Here is a 23,182-nt window from a genome sequence, read left to right on the forward strand (position 1 = left end):
GAGCCAGCACAACATGGCTCTTGTTAAGTAGTAGCGGATCAAGATGGTTAACAACGCAGAGGAGTACATAATCATGAAACACTTATCATTGATAGCCGTCTTGGCGCTACTGTTCGCAGGAACAGCCGTCGCCGAGGGCGTTGACATGGGAGATATCAAGTGCGAAACACCTACCACTTGCGTCAAAATAGTCGACTTGCCGACTCTACCAGACTCTCTCACCGCTGAGCGTTTTCATCAGGATGTATTGTGAAAGTAGAGCAAGCCAGTTGATAACATCAAAAAACCTGTTGGGGGCACCCTCTGTTAGGCGGCAAGGGTGCTCTTTTGGGCTCATTACAGATTGGCGTGACCGGATCAATGCGCCCTGTTAAAAATGGGGGATTTACTTCGTCGTTCCGTAGCTCCGTCTGCGATTCTGGTTCAGGCGGAATAGATTGAGGCGGTCAGATCATAATGGCGAGGCCGGGCAAAACGCAAGACCTCGTCTATTGACGATGCCACACAAATTCAGGATTCTGATCCTGATGAGTCGGCCCGCAGAGTGCCCGAATATAATGTATATCACTGTGCGGAGGAAACGGACATGAAGTGGATCATACTGATCGTTATCGGCGTTGTTGTGGCTTTCTGGATTTATCGGGGCCGTCGCAAGAACAGCGTTGGGGACCCTGAGATGAAGACGTTCGAGGAAAAAGATTACTACCTCACACCAGATGACAACGCACCCGATGACGAGTCATCCTCGGGTGACAGTAACCCGCGTCACTGAGTTGCTTCTTGTTCAGTCTTCATGAAAACCACTCAGTACCGGTGTGTCACCACGGCGGCGATATCGTCGAACACGCCGGCGCCGAGTTCCTCGGCCCGGTCGCGGTCGGAATCACGGTACTTGCCGGTTTTCACCAGCGCCGCTTCAAGCCCGGCCTTCCGGGCGCCGCCAATATCCGCGTCCACATCGTCACCGATCATCAGGCAGTCCCCCGGCGCTAATCCCATGCTGTCACAGGCCTGATGGAACATGGCCTCGCCAGGTTTGCCAATGATGGTGGCTTCCACCCCGGCCGCATACTCCAGGGCGCGGATAAAGGGGCCGGCATCCAGGTGCAGACCGTCGGATTGTTTGAAGTAACGGTTCATGCCCACCGCCAGGAGGGAGGCACCTTCCATCAGCAGACCGAAGGCCTGATCCAACCGGCGATAATCGAAGCGTTCACCCGCGTCACAGACCACTACCGCATCTGCACCCGAGAACGGGGTCGGTTCGAACTCCTCCTCGATGTCAGGATGCACCAGCAGCCAGGCTTTCAGATTCCGGGCCTCCAGATGGCGTGCGACGGCGGCCGGTGCCGTCAGCACCTCTTCCTCATTGGCCTCGAAACCCAGCTCCCGAAGCTGGTCCAGCACAGCCCGGGAAGGCTTGCGGGACGTGTTGGTGAGAAAACGGCAGGGCACTCCGGCCTCGCGTACCCGGGCAATGGCATCGCGCGCGCCGGCCACGGTTTCACCCTCTTCGTGGAGCACACCGGAAATGTCGATACAGAGTCCCTTGGGCTGGGGCATGCGCTCAGGCCTCCTCAGGTTGACCGATGACGCTGGAAGACATGCGACGGCTGTGATCAGGTTTCCAACGGGAAAGTCAGATTTATTGTTTCAGAGTCGGTCCGGAAAATAAATCAGGTTAAAATAAATCTGAAGATCAGCTTTCTTTTTTCTTTTCAGGATTGTTCCCTGATAAGGATCCGTGCAACTCGGTCCCGGTTTTCCTTTTCGTGACACACTGGGGTGTGAACCGGCAGGATGTGTTCCTTTGCGGCATCGAATAGTGGGTTTAACTGCTCTGGTTCAAGCTGCATATCGGGGTCTCAAAACAATACGTCAGCCCTGCCGACAGACAAGCGGATATCGCGATCCGCATAACCAACACACCTCTCGAAACCCTTGTGGGTAACAGACTGGTGACCGTGTCATCGACTCCTGCTTGCAGCGGGAGGCCATTGAACCCGGGGTTTTCCGGCGCAACATCGTGGTCTCTGGCCTGAACCTGCTGGTCCTGAAAGGCAAAACCTTCCGGATCGGTGGTGTGGTTTACTCAATTACGGTTTAATGCGTCAGACACTCACTTGCCTACAGACACGCCCGTCACTATGCCCATAGTCACATCGCCCGAGAAAAACGTCTCCGAAATTGAGGTAGAGCAGGCAATTCGCGTAGGCATCGAGCGCTATTTTGACGACTGCCGTGCGCGGGTGCCGGCGTTTATTGACCGTCATTTCCATTACCCCGGTGCCATCGCGACCAACCGGATGGCGCTGGGATGGGACATGTTGCGGGCACCCATCAATCTACTGTGGGCGCCGGTGTACGCCCTGGCATGTCTGGTAAAAATTCTGGCGCCCAAACGAACAGGCCTGATGTGGCTGCACGGTTTGGCAAATCGTGTACCGGCCGGTTTTACCACCCGGGTACAACAGCACATCTCGCACCTGATCCTGATGGATTTGTTGAACAATGGTCAGCAGGGCCCACTGCTGGAGAGCTATCTGATCGAGGCTCTGGAGGCGGTCTATGAGCGCCATACCTGCCAGCCGGTCGATCACCAGCAGTTCAGCAAGCTGATTGAGCCGCTGGTCGCGGACACGCTCAGTCAGTACCGGGTGACCCGGACGGCATCTGCCGATATCACCAACAGTATTTCATGCACGGTGTTGGGGGCGTTTGCGTTCCAGAAGTTTACCCCCGGTGGTATCGGGCTCGCAGTGGTGCTCGCGTCCATGCTCGCAAAGACCCTGGCCGCCAGAGACTTTCTCCTGGGTGAAACCATCGGAAGCTGGTACTACAGCTGGTTTCCACCCGAGCCTTCGCTGGCGGCGACGGCCAGCGTTATGGTCGCTGTCATGGCCTCATTGGCGGCGTTTGCGGCCTTGTCCGGTGTTATTTTCGATCCCGTTCAGGCGGCGGTCGGTTTGCATCGTCGGCGCCTGCACAAGCTGCTGGATCACCTGCAGAGGGACGTTACACTCAGTACCCAAAGCAGCTTTCGCCCAAAAGACCAGTTTGTGGCGCGGATTCTGGATACGTTCGACATGATCAGATCGGGTTTTCTGTAGCCTGGCTCCAGAAAATAAATCTGGGTTTTGAAATAGCTGGAAAAACCAGGACCTTGAGAAGTCCTCCACTTGAGCGACGGGCCGATGAATACCTCTCCGGCAAGGCTGCGCAACTGCGCGATTTCCTGGCGGGCAATGGCATTCTGATCACAGCGGGAGATCCCGTCTGCTTCGTGACGCAGCTGGGTGCTATCCGGCGGTTTTACCCATCGTGAGGACCTGCCGCTACTCCACTGTGATGGTAATTCTCTCGGACATGACTGGCGGCTCATGGGGCATGTGCAGGTGATCTCCCACCAGTAATTGCAGAGTATGCTCGCCCGGCGACAACTCCACGGTGGTCTGGGTTTGTCCACCGCCGAAATGAATATGGTGTTCATCTGACGGAACTGGCTCGTCCAACGCCGGCAACTCGTCTACATCCACAAGCAGGTGATGGTGCCCGGTGCCCTCGCGTTCCACGCCAGCCGGCGCCACTCCCAGGCCCTCCAGGCCGAACCTCACCGTAACCGGCGAACTCACGGTCTGTCCATCAAGCGGCGTGACGAAATACACCGCCGCTCCTTCGGGTGCGGGCGTCGCTCCATGGACCCCGGAAACCATCGTTGCAGCAAGAACAGAACAGAAGAGGAAACGCGGTGCACTATTGATTATGTTCATGACCCATTCCTTGAGTGAGGGATCTACCTTTCCAATGGTAGGACACAATTCAGGATTTTGCCGGGTAACAAACTGCTATCGCCGATGTCTCAGTGCCTGTAGCCTTTATCAATAAGGGAGAATGACATGAACAGGCTCTTGATGTTGATCGTTACTGCCCTGCTCTTCACAATCAGTGCAGCACGAGGATGATTTAATACTCACTTTTCTCGGCGGAAAAGCCTCGCAGAAATCCGTGATCTTCTCGAGGTTCACTGAAGGATAGAACGATATGACCAGAGCCAACTACGAATCCGAAAACGGGAATAACGGCGCCTCAGTCGAGTTCCTGAAGCCACTGGACGCGGCCATCAACCGCCTCGCTGAAACCAATGCCATTGAGGGTGTCTCGCCGGTATTCGAGGTAATCGATGCGGCAAAACCCCTGATGTTCAGCCCGGAAGGTCTCGAAGCACTTTACGAACGCGTGCCGGCCATTGAGTCGGCCGGATTGTTTGGTGGCAGCGATTGGGACTATCCCCAGACACTGGTGCCCTCCCTGGCCGCACGCACGGTTCGCCACGGGGAACCGGCCGCAACACTGGTTGAATGCCTGAGCCAGATTCGCCTTCTGGCGGTGGCCAAAGGCGATTACACCCACGCTTCTATCTCGGCAGAACACGCCCATCACTTTCTCGCCCAGGTACTGGCGATGAATCTCGATCTAGTGGTCAGTGATCTCCAGGAGAGCGACCGACTGCGGCCCGATCAGCTCGGCTACGCCGTTCAGAACCTGTATCACTACCTGCTGCGGCATCTGGGCTATGAGAACCTGCTGGAACATCTGGTGGCCGAAGTCTGGCGGATTCTGGCGCAACGCCCTGTCCAGGTCGCGGGTGCCAAACACATGGTGACCCAGATAGCGGTCTGCCTGGAAACACCGGACGCGCTAGGGGGTGAAGGCGGCGAAGTCAGCGACGACGCGGTGCAACTGATTAACGCCGTGTTCAGCCCCACCGAGGGTTGCCGTGAAGATCCCGGCCTTGAGGTCTATGCCGAACGAATTGCGGAAATGGACGACGCCACCCTGCTGCAGGAGGCCATCGCCTTTGCCCAGGCCATGCACAGTACCGGCCTGGTGTCGGTCTACATGCCGGTATTCATACGCTACCTGCGTGGCCGCTGGAACGCCCTGATTCCCACAGCCCTGGGGCTGAGCCCCACCGGTGCCGACGCGTTTCATTGCTACCCCGCATTGATTCATCGCCTGATTGACGACGCCCTGTTTCCAGAGACCAGCCAGTGTGCCTATGGCCTGGCCATGATGCTCGAGCGCGGCATTCTCTACTCGCCCCCGGTGGCGCCATCCCTGTGGCGCCAGATACGCCTGCCGCTGTGCGACGCTGCGGCCGAGAAGATTGTGGCCGTCTTCGGCAGCAGCCGTTCCCCCGCATGTTTTCTTCTCGCCGACGTGCTCAATGTGCTTGGGCGCCCGCTGGGAATCGGACAGGGGAACTATCCCACCTGTCAGTCTACCCGCGCCCTCTCCATGTGGGCCTACAACATGCCGGCAGAACTGCTGCGGATCCTTGCCTGGGCGGCGCGCGACGATGAAATCGTGATGCGCTTTGAAGGTAACAGCATATCCTCGCGGGAACTTGGCGCTGGACTTGCGACCGAGCCTCCGGTGGATGTGGATGCGGTATCCCTGCTGACCGTGCCGCACCTGGATCGCATCTATTTTGAAATGGGTCGACGCAGTGTCGGGCGCGGAGAAGATCCCCACAAATGGGTCAACTCAGAATTCCACGGCGACCAGGTCGGCCACGGATTTCGCATTGCCGTCGACGTTTTCACCGGTGGCCTTAAAGACTTCGACGGGTTTATTCGCGATTTCTATGCCGCCTATCACCCTTTTTACAACGGCGACATCCCGGTCATCAATCCGCAACCGGCCGGTATCGCGGTGACCGACAGCGCCACGCGCTTTCTCGGCTGGCACGCCATCACCATTCAGCGGCTCGCATTGGATGCGGACAAAACCATGCGCGTCTACTTCTTTAACCCCAACAACGACAGCGGGCAGAACTGGGGCCAGGGCATCATCACCTCAACACAGGGCCACGGCGAGCGTTATGGTGAAGCCTCGTTACCGGTGGCCGAGTTCGTCTCCCGCCTGTATGTGTTTCACTATGACCCGCTCGAAAAGGGTAATCCAAACGAGGTTCCGACCGATGAAGTCAATCGGGCCATGGAGCTGGCGAAAGGCAGCTGGGCCTCGGGGCGCGAGTGAGCCCAATTCATGACCATCGACCGTGAACGCCTGGCAGCCCTTGCCGCGGAACCTCATTTTCACCGGGGCAGGTATCGCAACCTGGAACGCGTACCCCACCATGGCCTGGGGGATTTCCTGCGCTGGCAACTGGCCCCCGGCCGCCGATTCCCGCCGGGTAAACGCTACACGCTGCTGCGCCCGGATGCCCACGTGCTGATGAACCCGCCGGAGGCGCCGCAGCTGACCTGGCTGGGGCATGCGTCATTTCTGTTCCAGTATCGGGGCCTGAACGTACTGACCGACCCGGTGTTGTCGGACCGCGCCAGTCCTTTCCGACTGGTGGGGCCAAAGCGGTTTACGCCACCCGCGCTGACGGTGGCAGAAATGCCGCCGATCCACCGGGTACTGATTTCCCACAATCACTACGACCATCTCGACGAAGCAACAGTGCGCCAGTTGCACCGACATTTTGGCGCTAGCCTGTGCTTCTTTATTCCCATGGGGCTGCGACGCTGGTTCGAGAAGCGCGGCGTCCAGACTCTGGTGGAACTGGACTGGTGGCAATCGACGACACTGGCCGCCGAACACGAAGTGTTCTGCCTGCCCGCCCAGCACTTCAGCGGACGAACCGCCACCGACACCAACGCCTCGCTCTGGTGTAGCTGGCTCCTGGAAATGGACGGCTTTCGGTTCTATTTCGGCGGTGATACCGGTTATGGTGAGGTGTTTCGCGACATTGGCGAGCTGTTTGCACCCATTGACCTGGCGCTGCTCCCCATCGGCGCATACGACCCGCGCTGGTTCATGGCCCCGGTGCACGTGGCGCCGGAAGAGGCGGTCAGGATTCACCAGGATATTGGCGCCCGCCAGTCGGTAGCCATGCATTGGGGCACGTTCGTACTCACCGATGAACCCATGGATGAGCCACCCCGGCGATTGCGGCTGGCGCTGGAGAGGCAAGGCATCAGTGAGTCGGAATTTCGGGTAATGCAACACGGGGAAGTCTGGTCGCCGCGGTGATTGGCGGGAACGCGAGTTCAGAAGTACCCCAACAGCCCGCCAAGGATCAGCGCACTGAGCCAAACAACCAGAAACAACACGGCCCCCGCCCTAAAGGCTAAAGCCTGATGATACCTTTACCCTGAGCATGCAACCAACGTCTCCAGTCCAAATTCAACATAGTTACCTTGTACATGCCAAAGGACATCACACGATCAAAAAACTCATAGACATTGTTCACGCCGTCAACTATCTGAAAGAATCTCAGAACTGACTACTATCAAAGTAAGTTAGCGCTAGAGTCGACGTTGCCATGGGACTGTCAATCAAGACAACAGAATTTACGCCGGAAGAGTTTGAACGTTTTGCAGCCAAGGTCCGGACGGACCTTACAGCGCTCACTCGTCTTCTGAACCAGCCCGGCTTTGGTGAGGGAGAGAGCTCCATTGGCGCCGAGGTCGAGTTCTACATCGTAAACCCTGACCTGCGAGTGCAACCCATCAACACAGAAATCGCCGCCAGCGTTCAAGACCCCCAACTGACGGTTGAGCTCAACCGCTTCAATCTCGAATACAACCTCAGCCCCCAGTCTTTCAGGGGATCACCGTTTGCCAGAACAGAGCAAGAGCTGCTCGCTGCCATCCGACGAATCAACCAGCACGCCGCATCATTGGACGGGGAACTGGTACCGATCGGCATTCTGCCCACGCTTCGCCAGTCCGATATGGGCGCAAAGGTGATGACAGACGAGCCCCGCTATCATGCTCTATCGAACGCGCTGCTCAAGCAACGGGGTGAGCCATTCAGCATCCATATTGGTGGCAACGATGTCATCAATCTGGAGGCCGACGACGTTTATATGGAAGGGGCCAATACGTCGTTCCAGCTGCACTGGCGGGTGCCCGCCCATCGATTTGCCGATTATTTCAATGCGATCCAACTGGTCACGCCGGTTGTCCTCGCTCTGGCCAGCAATTCACCCAGCCTGTTTGGCCTCCACCTGTGGGACGAAACCCGAATTGCTCTGTTCAAGCAATCCATTGACAGCCGATCCCCCAACCATAAAACCTGGCGCCATCCACCACGGGTTTATTACGGAAACGGCTGGATACGCAGCGCCTGGGAACTGTTTGCGGCCTCGGCATCGCTGTATCCCCCGATCATTCCACTGATGTCGGATGAAGATCCGATGGCCGTGATTGATCGTGGCGAAGTGCCGAAACTGAACGAACTGCGCCTGCACCAGGGAACCACCTGGCCCTGGAACCGGGCCATCTACGACCACGCCGACGGTGGCCACCTGCGCATTGAGATTCGTTCCATGCCTGCAGGCCCGACGGCCGCTGATATGTGTGCGAACGGCCTGTTCGTGATCGGGGCTGCGCTGGCAGTGCTCGATGACATCCATCATCTGACGTCGATACTGCCCTTCCATTACACCGAACACAATTTCTACCGCGCAGCCAAATATGGCATCGGCGCAGACATCATCTGGCCGCACAAGGATCAGGTTCAATTGCAGGATACGCCCCTGTTAAGCGTGGCCAGAGAGCTGCTGCCCCGCGCCCGGGAAGCATTGAAACAAACAGCCGTGGATGAGACGGAAATTCACCGCCTGCTGGGAATCATCGAAGGTCGCATTGAAACCGCCATGTCGGGCGCCCGGTGGCAGCGCCACATCACCGAGTCTTTGTTCAAATCCCTGGGTCGCGATGAAGCGTTCCGGAGCATGCTGTCTCTTTACATGGCCAACCAGAAGAACAACATCCCGCTGCATGAATGGAAACTGTCGCCGTGAGCAACGCGAACGTACTTGATTATCTGAATGATCCGTCACCCCGGACGCTGGGTCGCTCACCCCTTGAGTGGCTGGATCGACTGCACAAGCCTACAGTTGTGCGTGTCACCGGTCGCGACCGCTCCCGTACCCGAGCCATGGCAACGCTTTTGCACGGCAATGAGCCTTCGGGTCTGCTTGCACTGCACCGGTGGCTGCTCGAGCAGCACACGCCCGAAGTTAACATGCTGTTTCTCCTCGGAGGAGTCTATCCGGCGAAGATTCCACCCAGGTTGACATTTCGCCAGCTACCCAAAGGGCTCGACCTCAACCGGTGTTTCAAAGAACCTTTCGAGGGTGAAGAAGGGGCCATCGCCGAAGCCATACTGGCAGAGCTTCATAAGGCGCAACCTGAGTGCCTGCTGGACGTGCACAACACCTCGGGCACAGGTCCCGCCTTCGCTGTGACCATCACCAATGACGCCGAACATCAGGCGCTGACCTCGCTCTATACCGACCGCCTTATAATGACGGACCTTCGTCTGGGTGCGCTGATGGAATACTCTGAGCAGGAAGTGCCCACGGTCACCATCGAGTGTGGTGGAGCCCAGGATGAACAATCTCATCTACTGGCGTACGAGGGACTCGTTCGGTACACCTCAAGAGAAGACGTGTTGGCACTGGAAAAAGCGGAGTGGGACGTCGCCGTAATGCGAAACCCGATTCGGGTGGAGCTGGCTCCTGAAGCGACCATAGAATATCGTCTTGAGCCTACCGGCCATGCTGACCTAACGTTTCCACCCGACATCGAACACCGCAATTTTGGGATTATTTCCCCAGATGAGCCTCTCGGGTGGATCGGGAAAAAAGGCCTGGGCATACTCACCGCGATCGGCCACAACCGGACCGAGAACATGGAGCAGGTTCTTCGCGTGGAAAATGGGCAGATCTATCCCGCCCAGGCCATCAAAACCTTTATGATTACCACCAACCCGGTTATTGCAAAAAGTGACTGTCTGTTCTATGCGGTCAAAGCAACAGGCGAACCCATTTTTTAGCCCCCAGGGAGGATTCCAGCGACAGCTCAGAAGTATCCCAGCAGCCTGCCAAGGATCAGTACACTGATCCAGACGACCAAAGACAACGCGGCCCCTGCCCTCAAAAATGGAGGCATGCGGGACTTCATCGGGAGGCTCCGGATACCCAGGCGCTTCAACACACGCCCCAGAATCAACGCGTTCGATACACCCAACACGACAAGCGCTATCTTCCCCTGGAACAACAGCGATCCGGCGTAGTCCACAGCCGCCGTGGCAAATAGCAGCGCACCACAGACAACCGCCAACCCCAAACCCATCGCCGAAGTGACTCGAAGCACGTCGACAAACATCATCACGGGGTAGTGGCGCCAGAGTCCCAGCAAACGCAAATCAAGTGGCACAATGCCACCGACCAGCATCGAAACCCCAAAAATATGCCCGGCGTTTACCAGCGGGTACATGTACGTTGAGTTGCGCAGGGCCGCGACAAAGGCCAAATCCTCGACGGAGACCAGCGCCTGTTCAATCATTTCTGGGCTCAGGACGTTCGGCCGGGATACAAATCGTAGTCCTTTCCGTCAATCACAACCCGCTCAGCCTTGACCAGCCGTTCGCCTTCTTTGGCGGAGCGATGACCATGCACGGTAATTTCCCGGCCCTGGCTCAACATCTCTTCGCTAAGCCCGACACGGTCGTTACGCCAGGGCTGACCAACTTCCACAACCCATTCCTCGCCATCCACGTTTATCGTGACCTCGCCATGGGGATTACCCAGGCGCACGGATTGGATGACACCGGTGATTTCAAATTCCTCGTCTGTTGCCCAAGCCCAACCGTGATGAGCCTGAGCCGCAGAGGCAGCGAGAAAAGCAGCAAGAACAGCCAAACCGAGCAGGCAGGTAAAACGAATGTGAGGCATATCCAATCCTCTTATCGCGAGTTTTTCAAGGTAATCGAACCGCAAATTCCATAACACGGTATATGTGACAGTCGGAATGTGGCGGAATTCCCAAGATAGATCTATCTGTCCCGCTGCACCGAAGCTCAAGGGGATATCACTCATTCAACCTGCTTCCCCTGATTCCAGACTCCCCAAAGCACTATCACGGTAACCACCACCATCGCCACCGAGAGCGATGTCAGGGCTATGGCAATGAGGCCCTCTTGAACTGCCGAACCCTCGAAGCCCGCAGCAGCTATCGGCATCATGGATGCGCCTGCCCCGATAAACCCGGCAGCCAGCGTGGCCAGCCAGTTGGTGTAAGTACCGAATACCGCAAGACCAAATGCAATTCTTTCGGCCGTGCGCCCCAGCCGAAGCTTGGGCCAGATCACACCCAGCACAATCAGCACCACTCCGTTCATGATGCCCTCAAGGTGGCTCGAAAGCCCCATTCTGGCATTCTCCATTAACGGCAGCAGAAACCCGGTCAACAGACCCAAGAGAAGCAGGATAATGCCGAGTTGGTACAGTCGAAGCTCGCGGTTGGTAGCCGCCGGCAGACAAGCGTTATTCATAAGTTATCCCCCTGTTTGTAGTCAGGGAGACACGCCCCCGACTCGCGTTCCACACAATTTAAGAATACACTTTGTATATTCAATACGAGAGATTATTCCTCGTTCGCGCGCCTGTCAATATTGAGTATACAGCCTGTATGTCGATTAATTCCCCGAAACGTAGTTACCGCAAAACCACCCGGGCAAAACAGGAAGAGCAGACCCGGCGACGGATTACCGAAGCGGTCGTTGAGCTACACCGAACGGTCGGGCCAGCGCAGACAACTGTTAGTGACATTGCAAACCTGGCGGGTGTCGGCCGCGTAACGGTTTACAAACACTTCCCTGATGACTCTGCGATGTTTCATGCCTGCAGTGATCACTGGATTGCCGATAACCCACCGCCGGATTTTGCGCAGGCACTCGCAGAGCCGAATGAGTTAAAGCGGGCCGCCGGCGTGCTCCGATTGCTTTACGACTACTACCGCCGTACCTGTGACATGATGGGAAAAGTGATGCGGGATGCGAAGACAATGCCCGCCCTGGCGGAGGTGGTTGAAAACGGATGGATGAAGCTGCTGCAAGGCCTTGAGGACGCGTTGATACCAGCCGGGAAGCAAGGGGCCAGTGCAAAACGTTATCGTGCAACGCTCCGGGTGGCTATGGATATCGATACCTGGAGTACGATCTCCGAAATGGGAATTGATGACAAATCGGCAGCAGAGCTTGTGTGCCAGTGGCTGAAGGAAGAATGACAATACCTGCCCCGACATTTCTGAATGTCGCCACTTATTGCTGGATAGTTTCAAAACTGGTCGATGCCCGTTAAACGGCACTGTTCGCGGGCTTGAGCGACAACCCGCAAGTCTTACTCGTGACGCTCAAAATACAAACCCGTTTGATCGCGCTCCAGCATCTCCATTTGTTCGGCAAGCCCTTCATTTCGATTGGCTAAGGGTTCTCTGCTCTCAGTTCTCCTCGACGGCCCGGCGGACATTCTGCTCTGCACTCTGCCAAGCCTCGGAGAGTTTGTCGAAGGCGTCGTCGAAGCTCTCCTTCATGGACTCCCAGGTAACACCGGTGCTGTCCTGCATACGCTCGTACCATTCCGTCACCTGTGAACGCTCCCGGCGCAGCGATGCCAGCGCGGTCTGCGCCTGGGCCCGGGCTAACTTATCGGCCGTATTCCAGTTCTCCTCCAATCGGCTCTCCAGTGTCCCTATACGGGCATCGATGGCGCCGAGAAAATCCTTGATGTCCGTCATCAATTGTTCCCGCCGCTCGCTGGTGGAATCCGCCAACTCCTGATCGAGGCTTTGCATCTCCTGGCGCAATGACTCCTCGGTTACATCACCGTCATCCTCCGCAGCGTGCACTGGGGCCAGCGGCATCACCATGGCCAGCAGCAGAGCGCTGGCCTGTAATCGCAATGGGGCTCGCAAAGTCCGGTACCTCCTTTGAATCAGATTTGAAAATCTCATTTCTCTAAGAATAAGCTCATACGATCAAGCTTGCCGGCAGCACTCCAGTGTACGCGGGTTTGTTCATCCTGGGGATGACAAACGAGATACGCTTACGCATCTTCAATTGAATGGGTTTTCTTCAATTTCTGGAAAACCGGGGCACCCATTCAGCCAGCTGTATTCAAGGCTACGGAACACCATTCGATTGCACCCTGTTCGAACTGAGGCGCCAGGTGTCGAATATCGGTCATTATCAACCTACCTCTGATTGCTTGCTATCTTCCTGGCGCTGCTCTTCGGCTGCGTCGGTTTCGGGTACTTCATCTACGGGCGGCGCAAACAGAACATCTCACCCGTTACTGCGGCATTGCGATGATTCTGTCCCGGAATTACCGTAACTGTGGTTCAATGAGATTTCTGTAGGCGTTTAAAAAGTAGTTTCTTTAGCGAGTAACAAGCATCTAACTATGAAGGCCTGTTTTGTTAGCGCGGTTACATCTGAAAACAAATCAGTTGCGGTTTCTTGATGAGATTCTTCCCGGTCCTGACGGACCAACGTTTTTTAACGACTTTTGTTCTGGCCTTCGTCTGGCTACTGCTGGTGCGAGCGGGTTTTATATTGCAGAGCGGTGTCTGGCCAAGCCTGCCGGGCACAGTTGGGGGCGATCTCGCCGGGGCGTTCATTCTCGCCGTTCTGCTCACCCTGGCCAGTGGCCTGCCGCGGACAGCGCTTGTGGTGCTGCTGGGCTGCGCCGCCTATGTGGCTGGCATGCATCTCACCGTACACGGTACTTTGTTTCAACTGACGTTTGCCGGTAAGAGCCTGAATCCGACGTTCATCACCGGCAGTCTCCTGAACGTCTATCTGGTACTGCTACCCTTCTATATTTTCTTCGCATGGGTGCTGCACCGTGCGCATCGAAAGCTGGTTCCGGAACCTCCCCGGGACTCTGCGGGATTAGTGGGTGCCGCCGTCGCCGTCGTGGTTGTTTACTCTCTCTCTTTTCCCAGCCTGACCACACCGGCCAATAACGTGGTAGCCAGCGTCTTTTCCCAGATTCCCGGAGCGGTTCTGAACCCGCTTGGTATTGCCATTGGCGATGGAGCGCTGGAAAGTGATGAAAAACTTGAACAAAAGACAAACTTTTTCCACCAACAGATCACTTCCCGCCCCACAGACAATCATCCCAATGTGCTGTTAATCATGATTGAAGGGCTTTCTGGCGGGTACTTTCCGGAAGTCAGTCGATACCACGACCTGGAACCAACAGTAACCCTAGAAGACCTGGAAAAAACTCTGAAAAACAAAGGCTTCAGAATTTACCGCAACTCGCTGAGTATGGAGCGGCAGACCGATCGGGGCACTTACTCAATCATCTGTGGGCGCTATCCGGATTTCCGACGCCCGTCCGACAAAATGGATAACGTGGCCGAAGGGCGCACAACACCAGACTGCCTGCCGGGCAAGCTCCGGGATAACGGTTATCACACGGCCTATTGGCAGGCTGCCCCCATCGAGTTCATGCAGAAAGACAAGTTCATGCCCAAAGCGGGCTTCATTGATGTAACCGGCGCTGAGGAATTTGATAATCAGGAAGTCATTGAAGGCTGGGGGCCGCCCGATCCCCAATACTTCCGGAACGTCACTGAGCGTCTGATTGACCTGAATCAACGGACCTCTCCCTGGTTCGTCACGCTGCTCAACGTAGGTACCCATCATCCCTTTAATATCGGAGAGGAAGCCGAGAAGGAACTGGAATCCGGGACCTACTTCGCAAACCCGGAAGACGAGAGCTTGATAAAGCCCCAGGAGGCCCGCAGCCAGGCAATGAAAGTCATGGGGAAGTCTCTCGGGAAGTTTCTGGAAGAGCTTGAAGCCAACGGTGTTCTTGATAACACCCTGGTGATACTGACGTCCGATGAATCCGGCGGGTTTGTTCGTGAAGACCACGAAACCATGCCTCTGAACAACAATGTTGGTGTACTGGCCATTCGCCCCCCGGATCCGGACAATCTCTCCCGTTATGCCAGCGAAAACGCCATTACAGCACAGTTTGATGTTCCTTTAACCATCTTGGATGCAGCCGGTTACGGAGACCAGGCGGGTGACATGATTGGCCGCAGCCTGCTGGTTAACAACGACCCCGAGCGCCGGGATATTATGTTGGCGGATACCTATACCGGCCTCAAGTACTTTCTTCGAGAAACCGGACAACTGCTCACGTGCACCGAATTGATGACAACCTGCACATCGTGGGCCTTCGATCCCGACCGGGTATTCGGGTCTTTCAGGGAGACCGATGAGCCGCCGTTTCTTGAGCTGGAAGAACGTCTCGCGCTGTTCGAGAATGCGACGAATCAGGACCCTGTAGACGAAAACATAACATCACAATCCCCGTAGCCGGCTCCTGTTCTTCACCGGTCTTGCCCTGGCAGCACTGCTTGTCATCCTGCAACAAGCAGGTATGACCTGGATTGCGGCCTCAGCCGGGCATCGCGAATACCGTATCGCCCTGTCTGCAATGTGGGCCATTGCCCGACAGGTCGGGCGCTTGGTCACTCTGCGCAACTGGTTGCGCTAGAAAAAGCTGTCGAGAAGGCAAGGATGCCAAGACCCGATGCCAGTTCCTGGTGGAACTGGCGTGGCGGCCCTCCGACCCAGGCGGACAAGATCAACGTCAATGTGACAGCGACAAAGTAAGCAACGATCAAAAAGAGCGGTTTCATCTGTCTAGCCTGTTTCACTTCCTCTGACCATGCAATCTAGTCTTCCCCAGAACCCATGGACGAGGAGATCCATTATCCTCACTGGCCTGCAAAGTCCGGGTCATGCCCAAAGCGCGACCTGCTTTGACTGGCTCACGACCATTTGCTGTTCTGTAAAACACGACGTTAACTGCCTTCCTTGTCATAGGATCCCTTCCCTGGCGAGAGGCAGTTGGGTCTCGGAGCGCTAGCGCACCGACTGACCAACTCCCTCAGCGTAGATTAGGAGCACGTTCAGACAGGACGTTTTGTCCGCCTGCCCCACCCGATTCGACGGAGAATCCTATGAAAAAGCTACGTTCACTCGCGTTTTATGCATTGGTCACACCATCCATAACCCTGGGTTCAGGTGCTTTGGTCGCCGAAGAAGACAGGAGTGGGGATAGAGATGTGGGAGAGCAGAGCATGGGCCACGATGCTGATCCCGAAACACAGAGCTCTCAGCAAGACAAGGAGGTTATCAAGTCCAAATACAATACTTCCGGGCAAACTGACGAGAAAACGGGCAACCAGGCTGGTAAGCAGAATAAGGGCCATAAGGAATCTTCGCCGGATAACGGCGAGCGACCTGATCAGGACTGATTTAAAAACCAGTGGTGACGAAGGTGTAGGTGAGATCGGTGACCTGATGATTGACCGGAATGCTGTAAAGTTGTCAGGCAATCCCGATGATCGGGACCTGCGGGTCGATATGACTCGTGATGATCTGCAATCTGCGCCGAGTTATGAAAAACTGGATGATTGATTCGAACATAATTCGAATCAAGTGTATGGCGTCAGACTCCAGAAACCATCGGAGGTCCTGGACGGGCACCCCGAGATTCTGGATCTGATGGCTACGAATCTGACCGATACCTCAGCATCTGCCATAGGCGTCAAGCCGAAGACCTTACTCATTAGTTACTTTTCAGGTTAATCTGCTTTGACCCTGCAGAGGCGAATTGCCCACTTTTACCTTTGACTACATAATCAACAGATCCGCCGGACTTCAAAAAAACAGCCGTCTGCTCCTCAATCTTGGCAGTCGTTAATGTCGCTTTTACGGGTTTCTTGCTCATCATATTCCCCAAGTTAAATCCTGGCTTATTCGCCAACTTCAATCGGCCAGTGTAGCTTAAATAGGGAAAAATTGTTGGAAATAGTGATTGAATAAGATTTTCACTATTAGAAACAACGGGCACAATTACCCTGAGAGGTTTATTTTCCAAAGGTCATCCCCAAAGCGCGCCCCGATTTCATTGCGAATGCTGAATCCGGCTCACTGGGGACCGGGAAAATCCGAAGCTTTAGCGCTGATGAATTCGCCACTTACCTTTCCGGGCGCGCCGAGCGAATCCCCCGCAAAAAACAGAACACCTGAAGCCGATGACACCATGGAAGGTAGAGTTCACTGACAGCGCATTGGCTGATCTGGACAACAAATGGATCCTGGAGCTCACCTTTGACCACGCAAATGCAGATTTATTAGGTTCAAGTCAGAAACGCCAGGCGCCCTCCGGACCTCGAAATAGATCCCGGTTTTCCCGCAAACTGGCTCGCGCGTGTTACTACGTGATGCGCGTTCAGGTGCCCTTTCAGGCGGAACGCCTGCTTGGTTAAAACTACGAGTACGTTGACAGATAGGGTGCCAAGAATAAAAATAAAAAAGAGGATAATCTTAATGTATGGCCAGATAGAACATCAGCTGGATATGCAACGAGGGAAACCAATATGAGCGCGCAAGACGAGGTTCGTAAAGCATCAAAAGATTTCTACGCGGCACTGAATCGCATGGCGAATGGGGATGCCAGTTCCTTGTCAGACATCTGGTCGCATGGAGCGGAGGTGACGGCCCTGCACCCGATTGGCGGTCGGCACGTCGGCTGGGATGCGATCAGGGAATCGTTTGAGCAAGTATCCCAACTCGCTTCAGGCGGGAATATTGAGCTGCACGATCAACTGATCCAGGTTGCTGGGGAAGTGGCCTATGAAGTAGGTGTCGAGCGGGGAGAGCTTACGATGGGAGGGCATCAAACCAGCATCGATCATCGCGTCACGAACCTCTATCAGCGAGAAGCCGGAACGTGGAAGATGATTCATCATCACACGGATACTTCTCCAGCGATGCTGGAGGTTCTCAGCCGATTGCAAGCCGAGCAATCTTGAGCAGGCAAGCGGAAAACCAGATCTATTTTTCAGACGCGGCGGGCCGAATTGATCAAACCGGCAGTTCGGTGATTTCTCCAGCCAGACAGTCTTCATTCACCTCCAGTCGCCCTACCGTGATTGGCAGAGTGAACCGACGGGGTCCGGCGCCACCGGCGTGAAGGATCACGTCCGAGCCTTTCAATACCTCCAGGGCTTCGGGGCGCGTTTTGCTGTGGGTGTCTGCGATGACGCCTATTTTCATGTTTCAGCCCTGCCAATAAGCCCTACTGCGCTCATCCATCGGAAAGAAATGCTCGATCCGCAAGTTCTGCGCGGTCACATCCAGGGGCGTGCCGATGGTTGCGATGGTGGAAAAGATTCTGAGCTGCCGCTCCCCCAAGTTCAGGGTAAACGGAATCGCCGGGTAGTCCAGGTGTTCCACCAGGTGGCTTTTCCAGTTTTGCGGCACGCCGGGCACCGTCAGTGCCTGTTCCAGCAATCGGTTGGGTTGATCCCGAAAGGGGCCGGCAAGATGCTCATGGTAGACACGTTGCAGCATGTGGCAGGAGATGCTCTCCCAATCGCCCACGAACGGTTTCATGCCATGGTCATCCAGCAGCGACAGCAGAAAGTTTGGCCGGGCCGGAAACCGAGCGCCCAGCGCCACCATTCTTGCTATCATCGCCTGCATGGCCTGGTTGGCCATCACCAGATAATACTCGTGATCGAACACCACCGCCGGGTACGGCAGGTGCCCCTGCAACAGGTGCTCAAGCGCCTCCCTGATCATGGCCATGCCGGGCGCGCTCAAATCCTGGTCGGAGTAGACCTGGCTGTAACCCGCCGCCGACAGCAGGCGATTGGTTCCGGCCAGGTCCGCTTGCAGCATCTGCGCTAAATGCAGAACCATGCCTTTGCTGGGCTGGCTGCGGCCGGTTTCCAGAAAGCTGATGTGTTTTGAGGACACCTCGCACGCAAGGGCGAAATCCATCTGGCTCAGGCGCTTACCCTGCCGCATTTCTCTGAACAGCGTACCGAAGGCGCTCATTGGGCTTCCTGTCAATTTCGAGTGTTCAGCCATTATCGTAGCCGAGGGTAGGCTGTGCACCATTACCTCACAGGTAATTGAGCCAATCACCGCCCGGGTAGAAGCTTTGTAGCGTAGTCCAACACATTGCGAAACCCGATTGAGGTGATCCCATGAAAAACCTAATCCGTCGATTCAGTGTGAAGCAAATCTTCCTGAGCGATGTCTTCCTCTCCGCGCCCCTGGCATTGGTTCTGATTCTGGCCGCTGAGCCGATTGCCCAGTGGGCGGGGGGCCCCGGCGCGACGTTTTACCTGGTGGTTGGCATTATAATGCTGCTCTGGTGCGTGGATATGGCCGCCCTGACCCTCAATGAACGGTGGCAGGAGAAATACCTGAGCCTGATGATTGCGGCCGATGTAACCTGGAGCCTGCTGTCTTTTGCCCTGATGGTGTGGTTTGCAGCGAGCCTGCAGCCCCTGGGATGGGTTCTGTTCGCCCTGAACGTGCTGGTTCCGCTGGACATGGCGTGGATGAAGCGGGTTGCTGGCAGCAAGGCTTTTGAGCCTGAGTTCAGCTAATCATTGAAGCACCGGGTAGCGGCAGCTTATGCCGCTACCCGAGAGAGCTGCCCCGGTTTTCCCGCTTCATTACGAAGAAGCGGGATACCTGATTTTGATGTGTAGTAATTCAGAAAAACAGCGCCGGAGAAACGCCAAACCGCTTGCAGAGGGCTTCAATATGTTTGCGTGTCAGCTTTTTGCCATCGACACCGTTGAGAATCTTGCTCACGTTGCCCTTTGAACCCAGCTCTGGCAGATCAGCAACCCCAAGACCATGTTGAGCCATCAGGGTTTTAAGCGCAGCAATACCCCGGTCTGTTCCCGCAACCGCGGCATTAAAATCAGAAAACTCTTCAGCGTGGTCCTCCCAGCGCTCAATACTGACCGCCAGAATCTCAATTAACGGTTTATTGGCGTCATAGTCGTCCACTAACTGATCCATTAACTCCAGCGCTCGTTCATAGTCATCCGGCGTCTCTATATGAGCCAGGAAAGGTAATTGGGCCAACGCATCTCTGATCTGATCAACGGCAGGCGATATCATAGGCCTTACTCCCGATTGCGACGGTATTTTTCAGTCAGCCGGTCATACTCGGCATGGCTGCATATATGTTTCACGTACATACGATTGTCACGGAATTCGATGAAGGCGATCAGCCTTAAGTTGTTTCCACCAATATCGACAACCCACCATTTGTCTCTGTACTTGAAATTGTCCAGAGACGGAAACACCCGGCGAAGCTCTTCCGGCGTATCGAACTTGCCATTCCGCAGCGTCATGTAAGTACTGACCAGCGCCGCTCTGTCGTTGGGAAACTTTTTGGCTGCATCGTTGAAGGGCTTCCTTGAAATTACGTGCACAAAACATCCTTGTTTCTTTTTTGGAAACCATAACACAGGGTTTCCGAAATGGAAACCAATCATCAGGCTGCACGTCAGCCTGCGATTGGAAACCCGGCGGCTGGAATCAATCAAACCGTCAGTTCGATGATTTCACCAGCCACACGGTCTTCGGTCACATTCAGCCGCCCTGCCGTGATTGGCAGCGTAAAACGCCGGGGCCCGGCGCCACCAGGATTGAAATAAAGCACGTCGCCGATCCACTCGTTACGGGGTTTGTGGGAATGGCCTGCGATCACCACGCGGTAACGTCCTTTGGGATTGATGTCGAGGGTTTTGACGTCGTGCAGCAGGTAGAAAGCGTGGCCGAGGAATTCCAACTCCTGAACATCGGGAAGATTCGCTGCACGGCCTGTTTTATCGATATTACCGCGAATCGCAACCACGGGCGCGATCGCCTCCAGCGCGTCCAGAACCTCGTCCCGCCCGACGTCCCCGGCGTGAAGGATCAAGTCCGAGCCTTTCAATACCTCCAGGGCTTCGGGACGCATTTTACTGTGGGTGTCTGCAATGACGCCGATTTGCATGTTTCATGCCTTATATCGCTTTTATGTCGTGAAGATAATCCTTCAGTGATGTCCACCCGGCCCATGCGCGTGGCCGTGCGCTATCTCCTCCGGATTGGCAGCACGTACCTCGATAATTTCGATATCGAAGGTCAGGGTTTTACCGGCCATCGGATGGTTGGTGTCGACATCGGCAAACTTGAGGCCGACCTTGGCTATGAGCACATGGCGCGGGCCCTGCTCGGTTTTCACCTGGGCGATCATGCCCGGCTTCCAGCGTTTAGCACCGGTCAGATGCTTGACCGGCACGCGCTGCATGGCATCGGCCTTGCGCGGACCGTAGGCTTTGTCCGGAGCCACGGTGACACTGAAGTTTTCGCCAGCCTCGCGACCTTCCAGCGCTTCTTCCAGGCCCCGGATAATGCCGCCGTGGCCATGCAGATAGGCGTTCGGCTCGCTGCCACGGGAGTTTTCAACAACGTTGCCCTGTTCATCACTGACACTGTAGTGAAACAAGACCACCTGATTCTTTTCGATTGGCATAGGGTTCTCTGAGATGGGTCAAGGTAGGCCATTATAACCAGACGCGGCGTTGACTCCAGCCGTTGCAGTCGACTGGCGCTCCTGATGACAACTGTGCAAAACCGGGACACCTGGAAAATAGATCTGTCCCAATTTTCGAAAGGAGCGTCCGGGACGGGTGTCCCCGCCCCGGACTGGCTCTCAGACTCGCTCAAGGGTTACCGGAACCGGCCGGCATACAGTGTTGCAAACCGGAGAGTGGTTCCTGGCAAACGACAGGAGATCATCCAACTCCTCGTCGCTGCAGTCAGCTTCGATGTCCATGAGGATACGAATGCTCTCGTAGCCGGCCACAGCCTCGTCATTCAGCGCCAGCAGTCCTTCCAGGTTGATATTGCCCGACAGTCTGGTTGACAGTTTTCGGATGGTGATGCCCCGTGCCGCGGCATGCAGGACCGTGGTCGTGGTAACACAGCCGGCCAGCGCATGGAGGAGAAATTCCACCGGGTTGGCACCTTCGTTTTTGCCCAGCAGGACCGGGGGCTCCCCATTGGTGAAGACGAAGTCTTTGTCACGAGATTCGTCTTCAGCGCCGGCGCCATAAAATCCGCGGATAGCAGAGCGATTTTCACCGCCGTCCACCCATTCGTTACGTGCCCGGAACTCAAATTGCGCAAGACCTGGGTCGTTTTTCAGGGCTTCAATGGTCTGGCCCATCTGGATCAGATCGAGGCCGTTACGGGTCTTGATATTTACTTGTGTGTTCATTTTTCTCACCTTGCTTCGTCGTCTAAAGGAACCCGGCGGACCGGGAGGCGCACTTTGTGGCGTCTGGGTATAAAGTAAGGGATGACTGCGTACTGGGTCAGATGGAGACCTGACAAAAAGGAGGCATTTGTGCCACCAATTGCAGGGGGGATGGAACATGGGCCAACAGCAGAAAAAAGTTCTGATTCTGGCTCTGCCCGAAACGGCAGGTTCGGCGCTGTACGGGATGGTGGATGTGCTTATGGCGACGGGCAATATCTGGCAGACCCTGGTGGGCGATCCGATTCCCTATCAGCCGTTTGATGTACAGATTGTTTCCGTCGACTCGGCACCATTTCATTGTGGCCATGGCATTCCCGTTGAGCCGACGTACGCCATCGCGGATGAACCGGCTGCTGATATCCTGATCCTCCCGGAGATCTGGCTGGGACCCCATGAAGAGATCGCAGGCCGCTATGAAGCGCTTATGGACTGGATCAAGCTCCGATTCCGTTCGGGTACAACTATCTATTCTGCCTGCTCTGGATCCGTGTTGCTGGCCGAGAGTGGTTTGCTGGATAACTGCGAGGCAACGTCGCACTGGGGTTATCAGGAGCTTTTTCGAACGCACTATCCCAGGGTGCGTTTCCGGCCGGAGACCAACCTTGTTTATGCCCATCCTGATGGCCGTTTGGTGACCGCTGGCGGCACTACATCGTGGCATGACCTGGCACTGCATATCATTGCCCGGTACGTGGGTATCGGTGAAGCGCTCCGCATTGCAAAAGTGTATCTGCTGAAATGGCACGGAGAAGGCCAACTGCCGTTCACGGGTCTGGTCCGGCAAACACGCCATGCCGACTCGGCTGTGCGCAAATGTGAGGAGTGGCTCAAGATGCATTGGCGGGATCCCCGGGCCATTGCCCTGCTGGTAGAGGCCTCCCCTCTGCCAGAGAGAACACTCAAACGGCGGTTCAAGGCTGCCACGGGTTCTTCAATGATTGAGTACCTTCAGAACCTTCGCATTGAAGTGGCCAAGCGCGCACTGGAACATGGCAGATTGTCAGTGGAAGAGGTGAGCCTGGAGGCCGGTTACGAGGATGTATGCTTCTTTCGCCGGTTATTCAGGCGCCTGACGGGTCTGACACCTGGCGAGTACCGGCGTCTGTTCCGACCTCTTGTTGAAGAATTGGCGGATCTTTCCGAGGCGTAAACATTGATCAG

The 23,182-nt window shown here is 55.8% G+C and carries 29 protein-coding genes; 15 read left to right on the forward strand and 14 right to left on the reverse strand.

From position 1 onward, the window contains the following. Positions 1-73: 73 nt before the first annotated feature. Both F6Y09_RS00695 and F6Y09_RS00700 read left to right on the forward strand, forming a co-directional pair. Positions 74-253: a hypothetical protein gene (locus F6Y09_RS00695; protein WP_152205018.1), complete on the forward strand. Its 180-nt coding sequence runs from the start codon at positions 74-76 to the stop codon at positions 251-253. A gap of 333 nt (positions 254-586) precedes the next feature. Next, on the forward strand, positions 587-772 hold the full coding sequence (locus tag F6Y09_RS00700) for a hypothetical protein (protein WP_152205019.1): 186 nt from the start codon (positions 587-589) through the stop codon (positions 770-772). Positions 773-804: 32 nt separating this feature from the next. Here the strand turns inward: F6Y09_RS00700 and F6Y09_RS00705 are convergent, their stop codons facing one another. After that, entirely contained in the window at positions 805-1,563 is a 759-nt protein-coding gene (locus F6Y09_RS00705; RefSeq protein ID WP_152205020.1) for a TIGR01458 family HAD-type hydrolase, read from the reverse strand. A 418-nt stretch (positions 1,564-1,981) separates the two neighbouring features. Between F6Y09_RS00705 and F6Y09_RS20785 the strand changes: the two genes are divergently transcribed. Genes F6Y09_RS20785 through F6Y09_RS00720 form a run of 3 tightly spaced genes read left to right on the forward strand, consistent with a single transcriptional unit; the run spans position 1,982 to position 3,325 of the window. Continuing rightward, positions 1,982-2,107 (forward strand): MOSC domain-containing protein, encoded by a 126-nt coding sequence (locus F6Y09_RS20785; protein ID WP_425481793.1) that lies wholly within the window; start codon positions 1,982-1,984, stop codon positions 2,105-2,107. Between the two features lie 40 nt (positions 2,108-2,147). After that, the gene (locus F6Y09_RS00715; RefSeq protein WP_152205021.1) at positions 2,148-3,110 is read left to right on the forward strand and encodes a DUF6635 family protein; all 963 of its coding nucleotides are present in this window, start codon (positions 2,148-2,150) and stop codon (positions 3,108-3,110) included. A 53-nt stretch (positions 3,111-3,163) separates the two neighbouring features. Further along, complete coding sequence (locus tag F6Y09_RS00720) at positions 3,164-3,325, forward strand: hypothetical protein (RefSeq protein ID WP_246180245.1); 162 nt, start codon at positions 3,164-3,166, stop codon at positions 3,323-3,325. Between the two features lie 10 nt (positions 3,326-3,335). Here the strand turns inward: F6Y09_RS00720 and F6Y09_RS00725 are convergent, their stop codons facing one another. Continuing rightward, positions 3,336-3,770, reverse strand: a complete 435-nt coding sequence (locus tag F6Y09_RS00725) for a DUF4399 domain-containing protein (RefSeq protein WP_152205022.1) — start codon at positions 3,768-3,770, stop codon at positions 3,336-3,338. 271 nt (positions 3,771-4,041) lie between these two features. Between F6Y09_RS00725 and F6Y09_RS00730 the strand changes: the two genes are divergently transcribed. The 4 genes from F6Y09_RS00730 (at position 4,042) to F6Y09_RS00745 (ending at position 9,858) form a co-directional block, all read left to right on the forward strand. Beyond that, positions 4,042-6,042: a hypothetical protein gene (locus F6Y09_RS00730; RefSeq protein ID WP_152205023.1), complete on the forward strand. Its 2,001-nt coding sequence runs from the start codon at positions 4,042-4,044 to the stop codon at positions 6,040-6,042. 9 nt (positions 6,043-6,051) lie between these two features. Then, the gene (locus tag F6Y09_RS00735) at positions 6,052-7,044 is read left to right on the forward strand and encodes an MBL fold metallo-hydrolase (protein WP_152205024.1); all 993 of its coding nucleotides are present in this window, start codon (positions 6,052-6,054) and stop codon (positions 7,042-7,044) included. A 292-nt stretch (positions 7,045-7,336) separates the two neighbouring features. Beyond that, positions 7,337-8,821: a glutamate-cysteine ligase family protein gene (locus F6Y09_RS00740; protein WP_152205025.1), complete on the forward strand. Its 1,485-nt coding sequence runs from the start codon at positions 7,337-7,339 to the stop codon at positions 8,819-8,821. Beyond that, positions 8,818-9,858, forward strand: coding sequence for a M14 family metallopeptidase (locus F6Y09_RS00745; protein WP_246180247.1), 1,041 nt, complete (start codon positions 8,818-8,820; stop codon positions 9,856-9,858). The genes F6Y09_RS00740 and F6Y09_RS00745 overlap by 4 nt, the downstream gene beginning before the upstream one ends. A 26-nt stretch (positions 9,859-9,884) precedes the next feature. Here the strand turns inward: F6Y09_RS00745 and F6Y09_RS00750 are convergent, their stop codons facing one another. From F6Y09_RS00750 to F6Y09_RS00760, 3 genes are all read right to left on the reverse strand, one after another. After that, a complete protein-coding gene (locus F6Y09_RS00750; RefSeq protein WP_152205027.1) occupies positions 9,885-10,370 on the reverse strand; it encodes a hypothetical protein in 486 nt (161 codons plus the stop codon). An 8-nt stretch (positions 10,371-10,378) separates the two neighbouring features. Next, positions 10,379-10,759: a DUF6152 family protein gene (locus F6Y09_RS00755; RefSeq protein ID WP_152205028.1), complete on the reverse strand. Its 381-nt coding sequence runs from the start codon at positions 10,757-10,759 to the stop codon at positions 10,379-10,381. Positions 10,760-10,899: 140 nt separating this feature from the next. Then, entirely contained in the window at positions 10,900-11,358 is a 459-nt protein-coding gene (locus F6Y09_RS00760; RefSeq protein WP_152205029.1) for a styrene oxide isomerase, read from the reverse strand. A gap of 137 nt (positions 11,359-11,495) precedes the next feature. On the opposite strand from F6Y09_RS00760, the gene F6Y09_RS00765 reads away from it, so the two are divergent. Further along, on the forward strand, positions 11,496-12,092 hold the full coding sequence (locus F6Y09_RS00765; RefSeq protein WP_152205030.1) for a TetR/AcrR family transcriptional regulator: 597 nt from the start codon (positions 11,496-11,498) through the stop codon (positions 12,090-12,092). Positions 12,093-12,305: 213 nt separating this feature from the next. Here F6Y09_RS00765 and F6Y09_RS00775 read toward each other — a convergent pair whose 3' ends face one another. After that, on the reverse strand, positions 12,306-12,779 hold the full coding sequence (locus tag F6Y09_RS00775; protein WP_152205031.1) for a sll1863 family stress response protein: 474 nt from the start codon (positions 12,777-12,779) through the stop codon (positions 12,306-12,308). A 547-nt stretch (positions 12,780-13,326) separates the two neighbouring features. Between F6Y09_RS00775 and F6Y09_RS00780 the strand changes: the two genes are divergently transcribed. Beyond that, entirely contained in the window at positions 13,327-15,201 is a 1,875-nt protein-coding gene (locus tag F6Y09_RS00780; RefSeq protein WP_152205032.1) for an LTA synthase family protein, read from the forward strand. 650 nt (positions 15,202-15,851) lie between these two features. Further along, complete coding sequence (locus F6Y09_RS20265; RefSeq protein ID WP_218944080.1) at positions 15,852-16,148, forward strand: hypothetical protein; 297 nt, start codon at positions 15,852-15,854, stop codon at positions 16,146-16,148. Between the two features lie 314 nt (positions 16,149-16,462). Here the strand turns inward: F6Y09_RS20265 and F6Y09_RS00790 are convergent, their stop codons facing one another. Next, entirely contained in the window at positions 16,463-16,774 is a 312-nt protein-coding gene (locus tag F6Y09_RS00790) for a hypothetical protein (protein WP_152205033.1), read from the reverse strand. A 502-nt stretch (positions 16,775-17,276) separates the two neighbouring features. On the opposite strand from F6Y09_RS00790, the gene F6Y09_RS00795 reads away from it, so the two are divergent. Continuing rightward, a complete protein-coding gene (locus F6Y09_RS00795; protein ID WP_152205034.1) occupies positions 17,277-17,711 on the forward strand; it encodes a YybH family protein in 435 nt (144 codons plus the stop codon). Positions 17,712-17,763: 52 nt separating this feature from the next. Here F6Y09_RS00795 and F6Y09_RS00800 read toward each other — a convergent pair whose 3' ends face one another. Next, entirely contained in the window at positions 17,764-17,955 is a 192-nt protein-coding gene (locus F6Y09_RS00800) for a metallophosphoesterase family protein (protein ID WP_152205035.1), read from the reverse strand. Positions 17,956-17,958: 3 nt separating this feature from the next. Next, positions 17,959-18,741: a helix-turn-helix domain-containing protein gene (locus tag F6Y09_RS00805; RefSeq protein WP_152205036.1), complete on the reverse strand. Its 783-nt coding sequence runs from the start codon at positions 18,739-18,741 to the stop codon at positions 17,959-17,961. A gap of 152 nt (positions 18,742-18,893) precedes the next feature. Between F6Y09_RS00805 and F6Y09_RS00810 the strand changes: the two genes are divergently transcribed. Next, on the forward strand, positions 18,894-19,301 hold the full coding sequence (locus F6Y09_RS00810; RefSeq protein WP_152205037.1) for a hypothetical protein: 408 nt from the start codon (positions 18,894-18,896) through the stop codon (positions 19,299-19,301). A 109-nt stretch (positions 19,302-19,410) separates the two neighbouring features. Here F6Y09_RS00810 and F6Y09_RS00815 read toward each other — a convergent pair whose 3' ends face one another. The 5 genes from F6Y09_RS00815 to F6Y09_RS00835 all read right to left on the reverse strand — a co-directional run bounded on the left by F6Y09_RS00815 (position 19,411) and on the right by F6Y09_RS00835 (position 21,979). Beyond that, a complete protein-coding gene (locus F6Y09_RS00815; RefSeq protein WP_152205038.1) occupies positions 19,411-19,827 on the reverse strand; it encodes a helix-turn-helix domain-containing protein in 417 nt (138 codons plus the stop codon). Positions 19,828-19,832: 5 nt separating this feature from the next. After that, complete coding sequence (locus F6Y09_RS00820; RefSeq protein ID WP_152205039.1) at positions 19,833-20,144, reverse strand: type II toxin-antitoxin system HigB family toxin; 312 nt, start codon at positions 20,142-20,144, stop codon at positions 19,833-19,835. A 110-nt stretch (positions 20,145-20,254) separates the two neighbouring features. Beyond that, complete coding sequence (locus F6Y09_RS00825) at positions 20,255-20,710, reverse strand: metallophosphoesterase family protein (RefSeq protein ID WP_152205040.1); 456 nt, start codon at positions 20,708-20,710, stop codon at positions 20,255-20,257. A 42-nt stretch (positions 20,711-20,752) separates the two neighbouring features. Further along, positions 20,753-21,232: an FKBP-type peptidyl-prolyl cis-trans isomerase gene (locus F6Y09_RS00830; RefSeq protein ID WP_152205041.1), complete on the reverse strand. Its 480-nt coding sequence runs from the start codon at positions 21,230-21,232 to the stop codon at positions 20,753-20,755. Between the two features lie 180 nt (positions 21,233-21,412). Next, the gene (locus F6Y09_RS00835) at positions 21,413-21,979 is read right to left on the reverse strand and encodes an OsmC family protein (RefSeq protein ID WP_152205042.1); all 567 of its coding nucleotides are present in this window, start codon (positions 21,977-21,979) and stop codon (positions 21,413-21,415) included. A 157-nt stretch (positions 21,980-22,136) separates the two neighbouring features. Between F6Y09_RS00835 and F6Y09_RS00840 the strand changes: the two genes are divergently transcribed. Then, on the forward strand, positions 22,137-23,171 hold the full coding sequence (locus F6Y09_RS00840) for a GlxA family transcriptional regulator (RefSeq protein ID WP_152205043.1): 1,035 nt from the start codon (positions 22,137-22,139) through the stop codon (positions 23,169-23,171). Positions 23,172-23,182: the final 11 nt, after the last annotated feature.

It is taken from the genome of Marinobacter changyiensis (assembly GCF_009193265.1).
Classification (GTDB): domain Bacteria; phylum Pseudomonadota; class Gammaproteobacteria; order Pseudomonadales; family Oleiphilaceae; genus Marinobacter; species Marinobacter changyiensis.

Excerpts from the sequence above, each read along its gene's own strand:
- F6Y09_RS00835 (WP_152205042.1), bottom strand. The coding sequence starts at position 21,979 with ATGAACACACAAGTAAATATCAAGACCCGTAACGGCCTCGATCTGATC.
- F6Y09_RS00780 (WP_152205032.1), top strand. The coding sequence starts at position 13,327 with ATGAGATTCTTCCCGGTCCTGACGGACCAACGTTTTTTAACGACTTTT.
- F6Y09_RS00740 (WP_152205025.1), top strand. The coding sequence starts at position 7,337 with ATGGGACTGTCAATCAAGACAACAGAATTTACGCCGGAAGAGTTTGAA.
- F6Y09_RS00700 (WP_152205019.1), top strand. The coding sequence starts at position 587 with ATGAAGTGGATCATACTGATCGTTATCGGCGTTGTTGTGGCTTTCTGG.
- F6Y09_RS00795 (WP_152205034.1), top strand. The coding sequence starts at position 17,277 with ATGAGCGCGCAAGACGAGGTTCGTAAAGCATCAAAAGATTTCTACGCG.
- F6Y09_RS00715 (WP_152205021.1), top strand. The coding sequence starts at position 2,148 with ATGCCCATAGTCACATCGCCCGAGAAAAACGTCTCCGAAATTGAGGTA.
- F6Y09_RS00805 (WP_152205036.1), bottom strand. The coding sequence starts at position 18,741 with ATGAGCGCCTTCGGTACGCTGTTCAGAGAAATGCGGCAGGGTAAGCGC.
- F6Y09_RS00705 (WP_152205020.1), bottom strand. The coding sequence starts at position 1,563 with ATGCCCCAGCCCAAGGGACTCTGTATCGACATTTCCGGTGTGCTCCAC.
- F6Y09_RS00725 (WP_152205022.1), bottom strand. The coding sequence starts at position 3,770 with ATGAACATAATCAATAGTGCACCGCGTTTCCTCTTCTGTTCTGTTCTT.
- F6Y09_RS00765 (WP_152205030.1), top strand. The coding sequence starts at position 11,496 with ATGTCGATTAATTCCCCGAAACGTAGTTACCGCAAAACCACCCGGGCA.
- F6Y09_RS00810 (WP_152205037.1), top strand. The coding sequence starts at position 18,894 with ATGAAAAACCTAATCCGTCGATTCAGTGTGAAGCAAATCTTCCTGAGC.
- F6Y09_RS00755 (WP_152205028.1), bottom strand. The coding sequence starts at position 10,759 with ATGCCTCACATTCGTTTTACCTGCCTGCTCGGTTTGGCTGTTCTTGCT.
- F6Y09_RS00830 (WP_152205041.1), bottom strand. The coding sequence starts at position 21,232 with ATGCCAATCGAAAAGAATCAGGTGGTCTTGTTTCACTACAGTGTCAGT.
- F6Y09_RS00735 (WP_152205024.1), top strand. The coding sequence starts at position 6,052 with ATGACCATCGACCGTGAACGCCTGGCAGCCCTTGCCGCGGAACCTCAT.
- F6Y09_RS00750 (WP_152205027.1), bottom strand. The coding sequence starts at position 10,370 with ATGATTGAACAGGCGCTGGTCTCCGTCGAGGATTTGGCCTTTGTCGCG.
- F6Y09_RS00840 (WP_152205043.1), top strand. The coding sequence starts at position 22,137 with ATGGGCCAACAGCAGAAAAAAGTTCTGATTCTGGCTCTGCCCGAAACG.
- F6Y09_RS00825 (WP_152205040.1), bottom strand. The coding sequence starts at position 20,710 with ATGCAAATCGGCGTCATTGCAGACACCCACAGTAAAATGCGTCCCGAA.
- F6Y09_RS00760 (WP_152205029.1), bottom strand. The coding sequence starts at position 11,358 with ATGAATAACGCTTGTCTGCCGGCGGCTACCAACCGCGAGCTTCGACTG.
- F6Y09_RS00800 (WP_152205035.1), bottom strand. The coding sequence starts at position 17,955 with ATGAAAATAGGCGTCATCGCAGACACCCACAGCAAAACGCGCCCCGAA.
- F6Y09_RS00815 (WP_152205038.1), bottom strand. The coding sequence starts at position 19,827 with ATGATATCGCCTGCCGTTGATCAGATCAGAGATGCGTTGGCCCAATTA.
- F6Y09_RS00730 (WP_152205023.1), top strand. The coding sequence starts at position 4,042 with ATGACCAGAGCCAACTACGAATCCGAAAACGGGAATAACGGCGCCTCA.
- F6Y09_RS20265 (WP_218944080.1), top strand. The coding sequence starts at position 15,852 with ATGAAAAAGCTACGTTCACTCGCGTTTTATGCATTGGTCACACCATCC.
- F6Y09_RS00695 (WP_152205018.1), top strand. The coding sequence starts at position 74 with ATGAAACACTTATCATTGATAGCCGTCTTGGCGCTACTGTTCGCAGGA.